The sequence below is a fragment of the Streptomyces sp. NPDC104381 genome, assembly GCF_055583745.1.
In genome coordinates this window covers 827,950-843,570 of sequence record NZ_JBVJNK010000002.1, presented here as the reverse complement: position 1 = coordinate 843,570, position 15,621 = coordinate 827,950, and the positions used below count along the sequence as shown (strand labels likewise).

The following is a 15,621-nucleotide window of genomic DNA, read 5'->3' as shown; positions in this document are numbered from 1 at the left end:
GCGACTCCGGGACATCCGGGAGTTCACCCGTGTCGGTCCGCCGGGCGGTGACGATGCGAGGAGCCGCCGGTGACCCCGGTGGCGCCCTCGCACCGGGCGGCGCCCAGCGTGGCCGCCCGAACGCGTCACCGGCCGCGGCCGTCCCGGACTCGACTGCCCCCGAGTCGAGCCCGGAGAGCGAGCAGCCGGAGAAGGGACCGGAGAACGCGGCCCCGGAAACCACCGCCCCGGAGAACACGGACGCCCGTAAGAAGACCGCGGAGCGTACGAACGCCGGTGAGGCCACCGGCAGGGTGAGGGGCATCGGCGCCCCGGCTCCGTCGGCCGAGGGCACGTCCGAGCCGGATGCGCCCACGCTCAACTCCGCCGCCGCTTCGGCGGATTCCGCATCCGCGGCGTCCTCCGAGGCGGCGGGCGCCGAGCCCCCCTCGTCCGCGGCGCCCGTCAGCACCACGGGTACGCCCCCGGACGCCGCCATGGCGGCGGCAGCGGCCGGCAGCGGCGGCGCCGGCGCGAGCGGTTCGCACGCGGGCGACGAACCGCCCGGCAGTCGCCCCAAGAAGCCGATGCTGGCCGCGGCGGCGATCGTCGGCGCGGTACTGATCGCGGTCCCGTTCCTCCTGGCGGGACAGGACGACCGCAAGCCGGAACAACCCCGGACGGAGAACGCGGCCGGTACGGTCCTGGACACCGAGCGCTCCGCCGTTCCGGACACCTACACCAGCGCGTCACCGGTTCCCTCCACCACACCGAGCAAGAAGGAGGAGCCGCCGCCCGCGCCGGTGGTCCAGAAGCAGACCACCGCCCCGTCGCCGAGCGCGTCCGAGAAGAAGCCCAAGGTCGAGAAGAAGGCCGCGGTCAAGGAACTGACCGCGGCCGAGAAGCTCCGTCAGTGGGCCAACGGACGGTCCGGCGTGCAGAACACCGTGCTCAAGAACGCGGCGACCGGCCAGTGCGTGGACATCGGGGGCTTCGGCAAGGGCAAGATCAACGCGGCCGTCAACCAGTACCCGTGCAACAGCACGACTGCCGACAACCAGCTGTGGAACCTGGACATCGTGGACAAGGACGGCGGGCCGCAGAACGCCCCCCTCTTCCTGATCCGCAACAGCAAGGACGGGTTCTGCCTGGACCTGCCCTACTACACGGCGAAGGCGAAGGGTACGAAGGTAGGCGAGTTCCACTGCAACGCGGCCGGGGACAACCAGCTCTGGTGGCTCGACCCCCGCGGGGACGGGACCAACTGGATCCGTAACGCCGTGAGCAACGACCTGTGCCTGCGTCCGACCGGCGGCGCGGCCGCGGGCAACGACGCCCGGCTCGAAATCGCCATGTGCGGTTACGGCGACCGCTGGATCGTCTGAGGATCCGCTCCGGCGGACCGACGTCCCCGTTCCCGAGGCGCACTCGACCGCCTCTCGGGAACGGGGACGTTCTCTTTCCTGAGGCCGTGCGAGGAGCCCGCGTCGCCGCCCCCCGCAACCTGCTCTCCCTCGCCATCCGGTCCGGCCTGCCTCCCTCCGCTCCGCCGCGCCTGATGGCAGGCGCTGTCATCGCCTGCTATGCTGATGTCAGTAACTGACATTGATGTACCCGTGCCGCCCAGCGGCACAAGGAGGTCCTTTCCCATGCGTGTTTTCGTCACCGGCGCGTCCGGCTGGATCGGCTCCGCCGTCGTCCCCGACCTCATCGGAGCGGGGCACCAGGTCGTCGGGCTCGCCCGTTCGGACGCCTCCGCCGACGCCCTGACCGAGGCCGGGGTCACGGTGGTCCGTGGCAGCCTCGACGACCTCGACGTCCTGCGCGACGCGTCCGCATCGGCGGACGGCGTGATCCATCTCGCGTTCGACCACGAACTCGCCTTCGAACAAGGAGATTTCAAGGCTGCCGCCGACGCGGACCGTCGCGCCGTCGAGGCGATGGGCGAGGCGCTCGCCGGCACGGACAAGCCGTTCGTCCTCACCTCGGGCACCCCCGCCGAACCCGGGCGGGTGGCCACCGAGCTCGACGGGCACGAGATCGCCCCCGGTGCGGCAGGCGACCCGTCGCTCGCCGGTCCGGCGACCCGGATGGCCACCGCCGAATGGACGCTCGCGCTCGCCTCCCGAGGCGTCCGCTCGTCCGTCGTGCGCCTGCCCCGCACCAACCACGGGGAGGGTGACGAGGGCTTCATCGCGGCCCTGGTCCGGACCGCCCGTGACAAGGGCGTGGCGGGCCACTACGGCGACGGCGGCAACCGCTGGCCCGCCGTCCACCGCCTGGACTCCGCGCGCATGTTCCGCGTCGCGCTGGAGGACGCCCCGGCGGGGTCGACCCTGCACGCCGTCGCCGACGAGGGTGTGGCCCTGCGTGACATCGCCGAGGTCATCGGCCGCCATCTGGACGTGCCGGTGGTCTCGGTCCCGCCGGAGGAGGCCGCAGGGCACTTCGGGTGGCTGACCATGGTGCTCTCCGCGGATCAGCCGGCCTCCAGCGCGGCGACCCGTGAGCTGACGGGGTGGCGGCCGGCACAGCCGGGGCTGCTCGACGATCTCGAGGAGGGACACTATTTCCGTACGCCGTCGGTCTGATCGAGCCGACGGTTGTTCTCACGTATGTTCCCAGGGCTCACCCGACCGCGGTGGGACCGGAGTTCGAAGGAGCCGAGGAGACATGGCCGACACGACCCGCCCGCCGGTGCCGCCGTTCACCCGGGAGACCGCCCTCGCGAAGGTCCGGGCGGCCGAGGACGCCTGGAACACGCGGGACCCGCAGCGCGTGTCACTCGCCTACACGGAGGACTCCCGCTGGCGCAACCGGTCCGAGTTCGCCACGGGCCGGGACGAGATCGTCGCGTTGCTGACCCGCAAGTGGAACACCGAGCTCGACTACCGGCTGATCAAGGAGCTGTGGGCCCACGACGGGGCCCGCATCGCCGTCCGCTTCGCCTACGAGCACCACGACGACGCGGGGAACTGGTACCGCTCCTACGGCAACGAGAACTGGGAGTTCGACCGTCACGGTCTGATGCACACGCGCCACGCCTCCATCAACACCCTCCCGATCGCCGAGTCCGAGCGCGCGTACTTCTGGCCGCTGGGCCGCCGTCCCGACGACCACCCCGGCCTCAGCGACCTCGGCTTCTGAGGCGCCCTCCCGCCGGGCCCCTGCCGCTGGGTGCCCGCCCCCGCTAGCCGCCGATGGTCACCACTCGCGCCCACGCGGGCGGCCCGTCGGGCAGGTACTCGGGATCGGACTCGTCGTAGGACGGACGCCGGTGGTGGCGGCCGAACAGGCCCACCACCGTCCGGCACGGCGGGCGTCGGGACGGCCACGGGGTCTGGCCGTCCGTCAGCATCACCACGACGTCCGGGCGGGGCCGGGACTCCAGGGCGCGGGAGAAGCCCGTACGCAGATCCGTCCCGCCGCCGCCCAGCAGCTCGACGCCCTCCGTGCCGCCGCACAGGGGCCGGACCCGGCCGGCCGCCGCGTCGCACGGCAGTACGCCGACGAGGTCGCGGCGGCCACCGACCGCCCGGGAGATCGCCGCCACCTCCAGCAGGGCGCTGCCCAGTTCGGCGTCGCTGACCGAACCCGAGGTGTCGATCACCACGACCACCCGCGTCGGCCTGCGCCGCAGGCTCGGCAGCACGGCGCCGGGGACCGCCGCCGAACGGCGCGCCGGCCTGCCGTACACGTAGTCCTCGCCGGTGCCCGGCGCTGACGCCGCCGCCCTCACCGCCGCCCCGAGCAACTCCCGCCAGGGCTGTGGCGGGTGGAACGCCTCCTCCGCCCACCGCCGCCACCCGGCGGGCGCGTTCCCCGGGCGGCCCGCGATGCCCCGCGCCACGCGGAAGCGGACCGCGTCCCGCTCCTGCGTGCTGAGCCCGTGCGCCCCGTCCGGGCCCAGGTCCCACGGACGCCGCCGCCCGTCCGCACCGCTGCCGCACTCCAGCCACGCCAGATGCGCGGTGTGCGGCCCGAGGCGGAACTGCCGGAGGTAGTCCTCCATCAGCTCGCCGTCCTCCAACCCCAGGGGCCCCGGGCGGACGGCTCCCTCGGGCGCCGCCAGGCCCTCGCCGAAGATGTCGTCGTTGATCTCGCAGTCGGCCGCGATGTTCATCCGCAGCCGCTCCGCGGGCCCGGTCAGCCCGTGCCGGTGGGCGTAGCGGTCACTGCGCCCGTGGTGGTCGCGCAGCAGGTGCGACACCTCGTGCACCCAGACCCCGGCCAGCTCCTCCACGGGCGTGCGGTCCACGAAGGCGGGGGAGACGTAGCACCGCCAGTACGGATCGACGGCCATCGTCGGCACGGTACGGGATTCCACGGGATGCAGCGCGAACAGCGCCGTCGCCAGGTACGGGCGTACGCGCGCCGCCTGGAGCCGGGCCGCGAAGAGCTTCCCGGTGTCCAGGGCGCGTCCGGGAGTGTCCTGCGAGGGACGCGTGCGGCGCGCGGCCCGGACGACACGGGGGTACGGCGGCCGGCCGGGGACGGGCGCCTTCATCGGCCCGCCCCCGTCACGCCGAGCGAGCGCACCTCCGCCAGGCCGGCCCGCCGCGCTACGGACACCGCTCCGGCGAGCCCCTCGATCGACGCCGGCACCTCCCAGTCGTCGCGGCGCAGCGTGGCCAGCGTCGTCGCCGGTACCACCAGCAGATCCGGGGGCCCGGTCTCCGCCGCCCTCGCCAGCAGAGCCCAGGCGGCCTCCCACCGGCCTCGCTCCGGGCGCGAGCGGACGGCGGCCACCACCCCGTCCAGTGCCGCCTGGCGCAGATCGCCGCGCTCCGGCAGTTCCGCGCTCCCGGGGTCGGCCAGCAGATCCTCCGGGTCGGGCAGGTCCATCCGGTCGAGGTAGGCCAGGAACTCCAGCCCGGGGCCGTCCCCCACCGTCCCTCTGACCAGCAGGGACAGGACGTCGCGCGAGGCGCCGGCGGCGGTCGCGAAGGCGGTCAGGCACAGTGCCATGTCCCAGCTGCGCGGGGACGGCCACGCCCCGCCGCGCCCGGCCTCGCTCGACGGCAGCCGGTGCACCAGGGCGGGCCGGGCGCCCAGCAGCCCGCACACCGCGCGGCGGGCGAACGCCACGGCTTCGGGCAGCCGGTCGCCGTCCAGCACCGGCAGGTCGGCCCTCGGCCAGACACCTCCGAGGCCGCGCACCACGACATCGGCGTCGTGGACCCAGTGCAGATGGACGAAACGGTTGGCCAGCGGCGGGCTCAGCTCCCAGCCGTCGGCGGCGGACGAACGGGGGTTGGCGGCGGCCACGATCCGCACACCCGGCGGCAGGCGCAGGGCGCCGACCCGGCGCTCCAGCACCAGGCGCAGCAGCGCCGCCTGCACGGCCGGCGGTGCGGTGGAGAGTTCGTCGAGGAACAGCAGCCCACGGCCCGCACGCACCAGCTGTACCGCCCAGTCCGGCGGTGCCATCGGGACGCCGTTCTCCGCCGGGTCGTCCCCGATGACGGGCAGGCCGGAGAAGTCCGACGGCTCGTGCACGCTGGCGATCACCGTCGTCAGCGGCAGGTCCAGCGTGGTGGCGAGCTGGGTGAGCGCGGCCGTCTTGCCGATGCCCGGCTCACCCCACAGCAGGACCGGCAGATCGGCCGCCACGGCCAGGGTCAGCGCCTCCAGCTGCGGGTCGGGGCGAGGTGCGGTGGTCGTGTCCCGCAGCAGACCGAGCAGTGCGGCGGACACGTCGAGCCGGGAAGCGGCGGCGGAAGGCGCGGCGGCGGAAGGCGCGGGGGAGGCCGCAGGAGAGGTGGCGAGCGAGGCGTACGTGGTCATGAGGCATCACCTGTGAGGTCGAAGGGAGTTGTCGAAACCGCTCGACGGAACCGGCTCGACGAAAGCACTCGTCGAAAGCGGCCGAAGTCCGCCGAAGTCGGCCGGTCGGGCGGTGCGGGCGCGCCAGGGCGCGGACCGGGCGGACGGGCGGACGGGTCCTGCGGATCCGCCGCCGGAGGTCAGCGGAAGGCCGCCGACCGGGGCCGGGAGCGGTGGGTCGTGGGCCGGGACGGTGTCCGTACGGGCGGCTCCCGGCCAGGGGCGGGCAGGGCCAGACCCGCCCTGAACAGGCCGTGCCTGACCCGCCGTCGGGCGGCGTCGAGGAGCACGTCCCGCAGCTCGCCCTCCCGGAGCCGGGCGTCGGCACCGAGCACGCTCTCGACCCGGGCCAGCGCACCAGCCGCGTCCCCGTGCGCCAGCCGGTCACGGACCTCGGTCAGCCAGTCCGGCCGGCGGTGCGCCGCGTCGATGATCCGGAGGCAGGGGAGGGGCGTTCCGGTGAGCGCGGCGAGCAGTTCCTCCCGCCGGATCTCGGCGGGAGGGTGGTCCAGCGGGACCAACTCCCCGTCTACCAGGCCGATCCGGTGCCGGGCGCCCCGGCAGTCCACGACACGCGGCACCTCGGGGCCGTCCACGCCGGTGTTCGAGCGAGCACCGGTGCCGGTGTCCGGGTCCGAACGCCGTGGCGCCCCCGGTGTCAGAGCCGCCGCGACCAGCGGATGCAGCCGGCCGGGCGTGATCCACCCGCCGCGCAGCAGTTCCAGGTCGGGCAGGACCCGCGCGGCGGCGTCGGGCAGCACCGGAAGTCCCGCGCAGGCACCCGCCCGTGCGACCTCCGCGGACAGCACCTCGGGCGGGAGGCCCGCGCCGGAGGCCGCGGGGGCGCGCACGTCCAGGAGGAGACGCCGCCGGGCGCCGAGGCGCACCACGGCACGGTTTCCCGCGGCCGGCCCCTCCGCTGCCAGCAGCAGCGCGGTCTCGGCCGCCCACCGGCCGAGCGCGAACCGCCCCGCGTCCGGCAGACACGCGGCCCACCCGGGCGCGGGCCCGCCGGCCGCCCGCTCGGCGCCGGAACGCCACCGCAGTTCACCGCTGCGGCTCGCGTCCCAGAGATGGCGGTGCAGATCCAGACGGAAACGCCGGTCAGGTGCCCGGTATCCGTCCGGCCCGGCGGACTCGGAGCCGTCCCACAGGGCGAGGCTGATCCGCTGTCCCCCGTCTGCCCACGCCGGAGCGGTGCGCGCGACGAGGTGCACCGGGCGTGAACGTCCGGGCTCGTCGTACCGGGCGAGCGTGACGGACGTACCGGGGCGGAGGAAGCCGTCCGGTGCCGTCCTGGGCATGTGCCACCGCAGCAGATCCGGTGCGAGCCGGCGCAGGTCCGCCCGGACGCGGGAGGCCAGTTCGCGGCCGTGGACACGGGCGGCGGTACGGAGATCCAGATCGGTGTCGAATCCGGCGGCGGCGCACGCCCCCGCCCAGTCGCCTGCGGTGCGCCGGGCCGTCGCGGACTCGATCATGAGGGGCGGCACGGCGATCTCGCGCACGTGCAGCCAGAGGGCGAGGCGGGAATCCTCGAACGCGGTCGTGGTGAGCATCAGCACTCACCTTGCGCGGACGGGACCCCCAATCTGCGAACACATCGAGTAGTCATCGGCGGGAGCGTAGCCCCGACGCGCGTACGGTGCCAAGCCTTTTCCGTACGGCACCGCGACGCACCCGCCCGCGCACCCCCGCGCCGGCGGTCACTCGAAGAACTTGAGGCTCCAGCCGGTGCTGGTGGGGTCGCCCGGGACGTTCGCACGGCTGTAGGTGATGTCGCCCCACCAGCTGAACGTCCCCGTGTACCAGTGCCGGTTCTCCCACGAGTACGGCGTCCCCTTCGCGACCGCGTGGAACATCAGGGGGAACCGCGGACCGGCCGGCGGGCTCGTCGCGATGTCGCCGTCGAGGAGGACGAACGTGTGGTGGCCGGGCCCGTCGACGTACAGGGTCGGGTCCCAGCCGGCCATCATCGTCGCGCGGTCGGAGCCGAAGAGGCAGCCGTTCGACTTGTACCAGTCCCATACGTACGTGGGGTCGCCGCCGGCCCTGAGCCGCAGGTCGGCCAGGCAGTACCGGTCGCTCCAGCTGCCGTTGGCGGAGTAGGTGATGTGCAGCTGGCCGTTCGGGTCCTTGATCGCCTCCGGGGCCTCGTTGATGAACGGGTTGCCGACCACCCGCTCCCAGCTCTCCCGTGGCTGCGAGATGACGTACCGGGCGCCGGCGGGGGTGGTCGGGCTGCTCATCCGGGTGATGTAGAGGTTCTGCTCGACGTTGCTGTCGCCCTCCCAGCCGGACCAGACGAACCAGCGCTGCCCGCCGAACGTGAACAGCGTGCCGTCGATGGCCCACTTGTCGTCGGCCAGCGCGAGCTTCGTCCCGGCGGAGTACCCGCTGTCGGGCGCGGCGGAGTCGATGACGTACATCCGGTGGGCCGCGCCCCGCCCCGCCGAGAAGTAGATGTAGTACCGGCCGCCGTCCCGCACGATCTCCGGGGCCCAGACCTCGCCGAGGCCGCCGGTGTCCGACCAGACCTGACGCGCGGACGCCGAGGCCAGGGCCGCCGTCGACGAAGCCTGCCGTACGGCGATCCCGCCCCCGGTCGACTCCACCGAGACGTACGTGCTCCCGACGCGCAGCACGCTGGGATCGGCGGCGCGGAGACCGGTCTGCTCCGCCTGCGCGGGCTCGGCGGAGGAGAGGGACATCACGGCGGCGAGCACCATGGAGAGAGCGAAGGCGGCGGCACCGGCAAAGCGACGAGAGAACGTCATCATCCCGCTCCACGGGTCGGGCCCGGCGCCGGAGCGGCACCGGGGGAGGGGCAAGGCGGCCGTCCCTCCGACGTGCCGGTCGACGGACCGGCGTCGTACACCGACGGGACGGGAACCAGCTTGTACATCGATGAAAAGAGCGCTCCCCCAGCATCGTGAATGGTCCTGCACATGTCAATCGTCGTGCGGTCGTGCTCCCTCCGGCGACCGCGCCAGGATTCCCCTGGCGCGGTCCAGGACCGGCTTGTCGACCATGTGCCCGTCGACGGTCGCGACCGCTTCACCGGCACCCAGAACCGCCCGAGCCCAGCGCAGTTCGCTCTCCGTCGGCGCGAAGCCCGCGGCGACCGGAGCGATCTGCGCGGGGTGGACGCAGAGCTTGCCCGAGAAGCCGAGCCGGCGGGCGTGCGCCGTGTCCGCGGCCAGTGCCCCGGTGTCCCGGACCGCGGTGGTGACGCCGTCCACCGGCGGGCCGATGCCCGCGGCCGCCGACGCCAGGACGAGGCGGGAACGGGCGTATGCCAGGGCGAGGGTGTCCTCGGGTGCGACACCGAGCTGCGCCGCGAGATCCACATTGCCGAACGCGGCGCGCACGACGCCCGGCACGGAGCAGACCTCGTACGCCCGCTCGGCGCCGAGCGCCGTCTCGACGAGGGGGATCGGCGTACAGCGGGCGGCGATCCCGGCGAGGACCGCCGGGTCCTCGGCCTTCGGCACCATCACCGGGCAGCCGAGTCCGGCCGCCATGCGCAGGTCGGCCTCGAACCACGGTGTGCCGGGCGCGTTGACGCGTACGACGCAACGGTGGCCGAGCCCGGGCCACTCCGCGGCGGCCCGGCGGGCCCGGTCCTTGTGCCCGGCGGCGACCGCGTCCTCCAGGTCGACGACGACGAGGTCGGCACCGGAGCCCGCGGCCTTGTCGAAGCGGTCGGGGCGGTCGCCCGGTACGAAGAGCAGGGTGTGGGCGGCCGCGATCACGGCGGGCGTGCTCATGCGAAGGTCACCTCGGCGGTGGCGTGACGGGTGTCGCGGTGGGTGGCGGTGCGCAGCAGCGCGCCGGTGTCCGAGGGGCCGCCCTCGGCGAGCAGGTGCTCTCCCGCGAACGCCGGGCGCCGCAGCCGGAAGGAGAGTGCGCTCACCGTGCGGTCGGGGGCCTCGCGCCGGACCACCTCCAGCATGAGGAGGGCGAGCAGCGGACCGTGGACGACGAGACCCGGATAGCCCTCCGTGTCACGGCAGTACGGGGCGTCGTAGTGGATGCGGTGGGCGTTGGCCGTGAGCGCGCTCAGCCGGAACAGCAGCGTCGGGTCCGGCTGGGCGCGGAGCCGCCAGGGCTCCTCGGCGGCCGGGACCGCGCGGTCGTCCACGGTGTCCGGATGCCGTCCGCCACCGCTGCGCCCGGACCGGTAGACGATGTCCTGTTCCTCCACGAGACAGGTGCGGCCCGCCTGGCGGAACTCCTGACGCTCGGTCACGAAGAGCAGCTCCCCGCTGCGGCCGTTCTTCGGCGTCACCGCGCCCAGGCTGCTGACGCGTTCGGCCGGTTCACCCAGGCGCAGGGGGTGGACGATCCGGCTGCGTCCGCCGGCGAACATGCGCTGCCGGTCGGGGAGGGGCGGCAGGAAGCGCGCGTCGCGCAGATGGCCGTCGGGTCCGAGCTCGTGCTGGGCGGGCCAGTGCAGGAAGTGGAACCACTGCCACAGCGGCGGCAGCGGGTCACCCGCGCCCGCGGCGGGCCCGGGCAGGTCGAGGAGGGCGGACACGGCGGCGGTCGGGCCCGGGTCCATCGGGTCGTGGGCGGTGACGGGCTCGGGGTGCCAGGTCTCCACGTAGGAGCTGAGGGGTGCGGGCTGCATGGCGATCGGACCTCGTGTCTCAGGCGAGCGGGGCGGCACTCGACGGCTGCGGGACGGTGGCTGCCGCCTCCGGCGCCTCGTCGAGAGGGGAGGAGCGGGACGGTTCCCGTACGAGCAGGGTGGCCAGGAACGTGAGGCCGACGCATCCGGTGACGTACCAGAAGAAGAGCGTCTCGCGGCCACCGTCCTTCAGGGCGAGCGCGATGGGCTCGGTCAGCCCGCCGAAGGTGGCGGTGACCAGGGCGTGCGGCAGGCCCACCCCGAGCGCACGGACCTTGGTGGGGAACATCTCGGCCTTGATGATCGCGGCCAGCGCGGAGTAGCCGGTGACGAAGGTCAGGGCCACGGTCATGAGGAGGAAGGCGATCCAGGGGCTGCTGGTGCGGCCGAGGAGCGTCATGAGGGGCACGGTCAGCAGCATGCAGCCGCCGGAGAACGCGAACATGACCGGGCGGCGGCCGATGCGGTCGGACAGGGCGCCGACGGCGGGCTGCATCAGCATGTAGACGAACAGCGCGGCGAAGCCGATCAGGGTGACCGTGGGCTTGGCGATGCCGGCGGTGTTCACCAGGTACTTCTGGAGGTACGTGGTATACGTGTAGAAGGCGACGGTGCCCCCGATGGCGAGGCCGAAGACCGCGAGGAGCTGGCGCGGGTACTCGGCGAACAGCGCGACGAGGCCCTTGCGTTCGGAGGCCCCGGCGCCCGTCCGGTGCCCCGCGGTGCGCTGCCGCTCCTTCTCGAAGTGCTCGGACTCCTCCATGCTGCGGCGCAGGTACATCACGACCAGACCGGCCGCGGCGCCGATCACGAAGGGGACGCGCCATCCCCAGCCGTGCAGCTGCTCCTCGGTGAGCAGGTTCTGCAGGACGATCGCCACGAGCAGCGCGGCGAGCTGGCCCATCACGATCGAGACGTACTGGAAGCTGGACCAGAAGCCGCGCCGTCCCGCCGGGGCGACCTCGGAGAGGTAGGAGGCGCTCGACCCGAACTCCCCGCCCACGGACAGGCCCTGGGCCAGTCGGGCCAGGACCAGCAGGGCGGGCGCCCAGAGGCCGATGACGTCGTGGCCGGGGGCGAACGCGATGGTCAGGGAACCGGCACTCATCAGGGTGACCGACAGGGTCAGCGCGCGGCGCCGGCCGAACCGGTCCGCGTACGCGCCGAGCAGCCAGCCGCCGAGAGGGCGCATGAAGAAACCGACGGCGAAGACGACCGCTGTGGAGAGCAGCTGGGCCGTCCGGTCGCCCTCGGGGAAGAACACCGACGCGAAGTAGATGCTGAACGTGGCGTAGGCGAACCAGTCGTACCACTCGACCAGGTTGCCCAGGCAGCCGCGTACGACGTTCGCGGTGACGCGGGAGCGGTCGGGTGCGGTGGGTGCTGCGGGGGTGCGGCTCTGCGGCATGGGAAGCTCCGTTGCTCTCGTCGCCCGGAAGACGCGGCGGCTCGGGCGGCCCTTCGGCGCGGCGACTCCAGGTGCTCGGCGGCTCACGTGCCCCACATCATGAGCGCTGATCGAGCCGGAAGGACAATAGAAATCCGTGATGCCCGCATGACTCGGCCGCATGGCGGCGGCCCGGCACCCCGGCGCACTCCGGGGAGCGCGGCCGTCAGACGCCGGTGCCCCGCTCCCCGGCCCCGTCCCCGGCCCGGCCCTCGGACCGGTCCCCTGAGTCGCCCCCGGCCCGGTCCCCGGACGTGTGCAGCTGCGCCGAGGGCCACCGCCCCTGCGCCACGGCCGACTCCACCCGGTGGACCAGCTCCCGGGCGACCACCTCGACGGCGGGCGGGACCCGCCGGTACCGAGGGGTCCCGAGCACGATCGACCGCCACACCTCGGGTTCGCACAGCGGCGCCGCGCTCAGCGTGCCCTCCGCGACGTCCTCGGCGATGCCGACGCCGGGCAGGACGGTCCAGCCGTGCCCCGCCAGCACCAACTGCTTCTGCACGCGCATCGCGTTGGTCTGTACGGCGATGTCCATCGGGCTCCCGGCCCGGGCCGCCGCCGCGTCGATCAGGGTGCGCAGGGCATGACCCGCGGCAGGCATCACCAGGGGGTGCGCCGCCACGTCGGTGAAGGCGGCCGGGCGGTCGGCCCGCAGCCCGGCCGCCGCGGGGGCCACCGCCCACAGACGCTCCCGCACCAGGGGGCGGGCGTTCAGGGAGGGGGAACTGTCCAGGTTGTACAGCAGGGTGAGATCCAGGTCGCCGTCGTCGAGCCACCGCTGGAGATGGCCGGAGTACCCCGTCATCAGCCGCAGCTCCACCCCCGGATGGGCCGCGCCGACAGCCGACACCAGCGGCTCGGCCAGCAGATCGCTCGTGCTCTCCAGCAGCCCGACCGTGACGATGCCCGTCACCTCGCCCGGGCTGGGCTGAACCTCGGCGCGCGCCCGCTCCAGTTCGCTCAGGGCCCGGCGCGCCCGGTCGATCATGATCTCGCCCGCCTCGGTGGGCCGCATGCCCTGGCGCGTACGCCGGAAGAGGGCGACGCCGAGCTCCTCCTCCAGGGTGCGGATCTGCCGGGTGACGGCGGGCTGCACCAGGTGGAGCAGCTCGGCGGCGCGCGTCACGCTGCCCACCTCGGCGACCGTGATGAGTGCCTTGAGCTGCTTGACGTCCATGGTGCGTCCCTCTTCCGGCATCCGCGGCCCGCATGGCAGCATCACGGATTGTTATTTCCCTTGGCTTCACATGAGTGCACATGATGGTACTCCCGCTCGGGCAACCGACACCTCCGGAGGACAACGCATGCCAGAGAACGCAGCGCCCGCCGATGACCTGCCGCTCTCCGGCATCACGGTCGTGAGCATCGAGCAGGCCGTCGCGGCCCCCTTCGCCACCCGCCAGCTCGCCGACCTCGGAGCACGGGTGATCAAGGTGGAGCGCCCGGGTGACGGGGACTTCGCCCGGGCGTACGACACCACGGTGCACGGCCAGTCCAGCTACTTCGTGTGGCTGAACCGCTCCAAGGAATCGCTGACCCTGGACCTGAAGTCGGAGGACGGCCGGGCGGTCCTGGAGGAACTCCTGGCACGGGCCGACGTGTTCGTGCAGAACCTGGCCCCCGGCGCCGCCGCCCGCATGGGCCTGGCCGCCGACGACCTGGCGCAGCGGTTCCCGTCGCTGATCCCGTGTTCCGTCACCGGCTACGGATCGAGCGGGCCCTGGGCGGACCGCAAGGCGTACGACCTGCTGGTGCAGTGCCAGACCGGCCTGGTCTCCCTGACCGGCAGCGCCGAGGAGGCCGCCCGGGTCGGGGTGTCGGTCGCCGACATCGCCGCGGGCATGTACGCCTACAGCGGCATCCTCACCGCGCTGTTCACCCGGGCGACGCGTGGTTCCGTACGGGCCGTGGAGGTCTCGCTCTTCGAGGCGCTGGCCGAGTGGATGAGCCAGCCCGCGTACTACACGGCGTACAGCGGGGTGCAGCCGCCGCGCGTCGGCACCCGGCACGCCACCATCGCCCCGTACGGCACCTACACGGCGGCCGACGGCAAGGACGTCCTGCTCTCCGTGCAGAACGAACGCGAATGGGCCGCCCTCTGCGAGGAGTTCCTCGGCGACCCGGGCCTCGCCACCGACCCGCGCTACGCCACCGGATCAGCCCGGGTGCGCCACCGTGCGGAGGTCGACGCGCTGCTGGCCGGGAGGATCGCCTCCTCGGACAGCGGCGAGGTGATGCGGCTGCTGGACACGACCGGCATCGCCAACGCCCCCGTCAACGACGTCAAGCAGTTCCTGGAACACCCCGTGCTGGCGGGCCGCGACCGCTGGCGCGAGGTGCCCGTACCCGGTGGAGCGACGATGACGGCCCTGCTGCCGCCCGTCGACCTGGCCGGCACCGCCCCGCGCATGGGCCCGGTCCCCGCCGTGGGCGAACACACCGAACGGATCCTGGCCGAGCTGGGACACACACCCGACCGGATCGAAGCCCTGCGCGCCCACGGCGCCGTCTGACCACCCGGCACACGAGCAGGACCCGCGGCAAGGAGGCCGCCCCACATGAGCACCCTCGACATCCTCTCCGAGGACGAGCAGTTCGTCGTCCGCACGGTGCGCGACTTCGTCGACAAGGACATCAGGCCCGTCGCGCGGGAACTCGACCACACCGACACCTATCCCGAGGCGCTGATCGAGCAGATGAAGGAGCTCGGCATCTTCGGCCTCGCCGTCCCGGAGGAGTACGGCGGCACGCCGGTGTCGACCCCCTGCTACGTCCTGATCACCGAGGAGCTGGCGCGCGGCTGGATGAGCCTCGCCGGCGCCATGGGCGGACACACCGTGGTCGCCAAGCTCCTGCTCCGCTTCGGCACCGAGGAGCAGAAGCGGCGGTACCTGCCGAGGATGGCCACCGGCGAGGTGAGGGCCACCATGGCCCTCACCGAGCCGGGCGGCGGCTCCGACCTCCAGGCCATGCGCACCGTCGCCCGTAAGGACGGCGAGGGGTACGTGATCGACGGCGCGAAGACCTGGATCACCAACTCGCGGCGCTCGCAGCTGATCGCCCTGCTGTGCAAGACCGACCCGCAGGCGTCCCCGGCGCACAAGGGGATCTCCATCCTCCTCGTCGAACACGGCCCCGGACTGACCGTCTCCCGCGATCTGCCCAAGCTGGGCTACAAGGGCGTGGAGAGCTGCGAACTCTCCTTCGAGGGCTTTAGGGCGCCGGCCGACGCGGTGCTCGGCGGGGCCGAGGGCGACGGGTTCGGCCAGATGATGAAGGGCCTGGAGACCGGCCGTCTCCAGGTCGCCGCCCGCGCCCTCGGCGTCGGCCGGGCCGCACTGGAGGACTCCCTCGCCTACGCCCAGGAGCGCGAGTCCTTCGGGCAGCCGATCTGGAAGCACCAGTCCATCGGCAACCACCTCGCCGACATGGCGACCTCGCTCACCGCCGCCCGCCAGCTCACCCTGTACGCGGCGCGCGAGGCGGACGCCGGGCGGCGGGTGGACATGGAGGCGGGCATGGCGAAGCTGTTCGCCTCCGAGACGGCCATGCAGATCGCCCTCAACGCCGTACGCATCCACGGCGGATACGGCTACTCGACCGAGTTCGACGTGGAGCGCTACTTCCGTGACGCCCCGCTGATGATCGTCGGGGAGGGCACCAACGAGATCCAGCGCAATGTCATCGCGAGCCAGCTGGTCAGGCGCGGAGGCCTCGACGCGTGAACACCGCG

13 protein-coding genes are annotated in these 15,621 nt (G+C 73.4%); 5 read left to right on the top strand and 8 right to left on the bottom strand.

What is annotated here, in order from left to right; all coding sequences use genetic code 11:
- The first annotated feature begins 29 nt into the window (after positions 1–29).
- From ACZ607_RS08725 to ACZ607_RS08715, 3 genes are all read left to right on the top strand, one after another.
- A complete protein-coding gene (locus ACZ607_RS08725; protein ID WP_469733151.1) occupies positions 30–1,364 on the top strand; it encodes an RICIN domain-containing protein in 1,335 nt (444 codons plus the stop codon).
- Positions 1,365–1,628: 264 nt separating this feature from the next.
- Positions 1,629–2,570 (top strand): SDR family oxidoreductase, encoded by a 942-nt coding sequence (locus tag ACZ607_RS08720; protein ID WP_469733149.1) that lies wholly within the window; start codon positions 1,629–1,631, stop codon positions 2,568–2,570.
- 82 nt (positions 2,571–2,652) lie between these two features.
- Positions 2,653–3,126, top strand: coding sequence for a nuclear transport factor 2 family protein (locus ACZ607_RS08715; protein ID WP_469733147.1), 474 nt, complete (start codon positions 2,653–2,655; stop codon positions 3,124–3,126).
- A gap of 43 nt (positions 3,127–3,169) precedes the next feature.
- On the opposite strand, the gene ACZ607_RS08710 is transcribed toward ACZ607_RS08715, so the two are convergent.
- From ACZ607_RS08710 to ACZ607_RS08675, 8 genes are all read right to left on the bottom strand, one after another.
- Positions 3,170–4,486 (bottom strand): vWA domain-containing protein, encoded by a 1,317-nt coding sequence (locus tag ACZ607_RS08710; protein WP_469733145.1) that lies wholly within the window; start codon positions 4,484–4,486, stop codon positions 3,170–3,172.
- Positions 4,483–5,766 (bottom strand): AAA family ATPase, encoded by a 1,284-nt coding sequence (locus ACZ607_RS08705; protein ID WP_469733143.1) that lies wholly within the window; start codon positions 5,764–5,766, stop codon positions 4,483–4,485. The genes ACZ607_RS08710 and ACZ607_RS08705 overlap by 4 nt, the downstream gene beginning before the upstream one ends.
- 179 nt (positions 5,767–5,945) lie before the next feature.
- The gene (locus ACZ607_RS08700) at positions 5,946–7,364 is read right to left on the bottom strand and encodes a hypothetical protein (RefSeq protein ID WP_469733141.1); all 1,419 of its coding nucleotides are present in this window, start codon (positions 7,362–7,364) and stop codon (positions 5,946–5,948) included.
- A 147-nt stretch (positions 7,365–7,511) separates the two neighbouring features.
- On the bottom strand, positions 7,512–8,582 hold the full coding sequence (locus tag ACZ607_RS08695; RefSeq protein ID WP_469733139.1) for a glycoside hydrolase family 43 protein: 1,071 nt from the start codon (positions 8,580–8,582) through the stop codon (positions 7,512–7,514).
- Positions 8,583–8,756: 174 nt separating this feature from the next.
- Positions 8,757–9,575, bottom strand: coding sequence for an HpcH/HpaI aldolase/citrate lyase family protein (locus ACZ607_RS08690; protein WP_469733137.1), 819 nt, complete (start codon positions 9,573–9,575; stop codon positions 8,757–8,759).
- On the bottom strand, positions 9,572–10,438 hold the full coding sequence (locus tag ACZ607_RS08685) for an HTD2 family dehydratase (RefSeq protein ID WP_469733135.1): 867 nt from the start codon (positions 10,436–10,438) through the stop codon (positions 9,572–9,574). The genes ACZ607_RS08690 and ACZ607_RS08685 overlap by 4 nt, the downstream gene beginning before the upstream one ends.
- A gap of 19 nt (positions 10,439–10,457) precedes the next feature.
- Positions 10,458–11,846: an MFS transporter gene (locus tag ACZ607_RS08680; RefSeq protein ID WP_469733134.1), complete on the bottom strand. Its 1,389-nt coding sequence runs from the start codon at positions 11,844–11,846 to the stop codon at positions 10,458–10,460.
- Positions 11,847–12,051: 205 nt separating this feature from the next.
- The gene (locus tag ACZ607_RS08675) at positions 12,052–13,065 is read right to left on the bottom strand and encodes a LysR family transcriptional regulator (RefSeq protein ID WP_469733132.1); all 1,014 of its coding nucleotides are present in this window, start codon (positions 13,063–13,065) and stop codon (positions 12,052–12,054) included.
- 127 nt (positions 13,066–13,192) lie between these two features.
- On the opposite strand from ACZ607_RS08675, the gene ACZ607_RS08670 reads away from it, so the two are divergent.
- On the top strand, positions 13,193–14,401 hold the full coding sequence (locus ACZ607_RS08670; protein WP_469733130.1) for a CaiB/BaiF CoA transferase family protein: 1,209 nt from the start codon (positions 13,193–13,195) through the stop codon (positions 14,399–14,401).
- Between the two features lie 45 nt (positions 14,402–14,446).
- Positions 14,447–15,613, top strand: coding sequence for an acyl-CoA dehydrogenase family protein (locus ACZ607_RS08665; protein ID WP_469733128.1), 1,167 nt, complete (start codon positions 14,447–14,449; stop codon positions 15,611–15,613).
- The last annotated feature ends 8 nt before the right edge of the window (positions 15,614–15,621 follow it).

Excerpts from the sequence above, each read along its gene's own strand:
- ACZ607_RS08695 (WP_469733139.1), bottom strand. The coding sequence starts at position 8,582 with ATGACGTTCTCTCGTCGCTTTGCCGGTGCCGCCGCCTTCGCTCTCTCC.
- ACZ607_RS08670 (WP_469733130.1), top strand. The coding sequence starts at position 13,193 with ATGCCAGAGAACGCAGCGCCCGCCGATGACCTGCCGCTCTCCGGCATC.
- ACZ607_RS08685 (WP_469733135.1), bottom strand. The coding sequence starts at position 10,438 with ATGCAGCCCGCACCCCTCAGCTCCTACGTGGAGACCTGGCACCCCGAG.
- ACZ607_RS08690 (WP_469733137.1), bottom strand. The coding sequence starts at position 9,575 with ATGAGCACGCCCGCCGTGATCGCGGCCGCCCACACCCTGCTCTTCGTA.
- ACZ607_RS08675 (WP_469733132.1), bottom strand. The coding sequence starts at position 13,065 with ATGGACGTCAAGCAGCTCAAGGCACTCATCACGGTCGCCGAGGTGGGC.
- ACZ607_RS08705 (WP_469733143.1), bottom strand. The coding sequence starts at position 5,766 with ATGACCACGTACGCCTCGCTCGCCACCTCTCCTGCGGCCTCCCCCGCG.
- ACZ607_RS08715 (WP_469733147.1), top strand. The coding sequence starts at position 2,653 with ATGGCCGACACGACCCGCCCGCCGGTGCCGCCGTTCACCCGGGAGACC.
- ACZ607_RS08710 (WP_469733145.1), bottom strand. The coding sequence starts at position 4,486 with ATGAAGGCGCCCGTCCCCGGCCGGCCGCCGTACCCCCGTGTCGTCCGG.
- ACZ607_RS08720 (WP_469733149.1), top strand. The coding sequence starts at position 1,629 with ATGCGTGTTTTCGTCACCGGCGCGTCCGGCTGGATCGGCTCCGCCGTC.
- ACZ607_RS08680 (WP_469733134.1), bottom strand. The coding sequence starts at position 11,846 with ATGCCGCAGAGCCGCACCCCCGCAGCACCCACCGCACCCGACCGCTCC.
- ACZ607_RS08665 (WP_469733128.1), top strand. The coding sequence starts at position 14,447 with ATGAGCACCCTCGACATCCTCTCCGAGGACGAGCAGTTCGTCGTCCGC.
- ACZ607_RS08700 (WP_469733141.1), bottom strand. The coding sequence starts at position 7,364 with ATGCTCACCACGACCGCGTTCGAGGATTCCCGCCTCGCCCTCTGGCTG.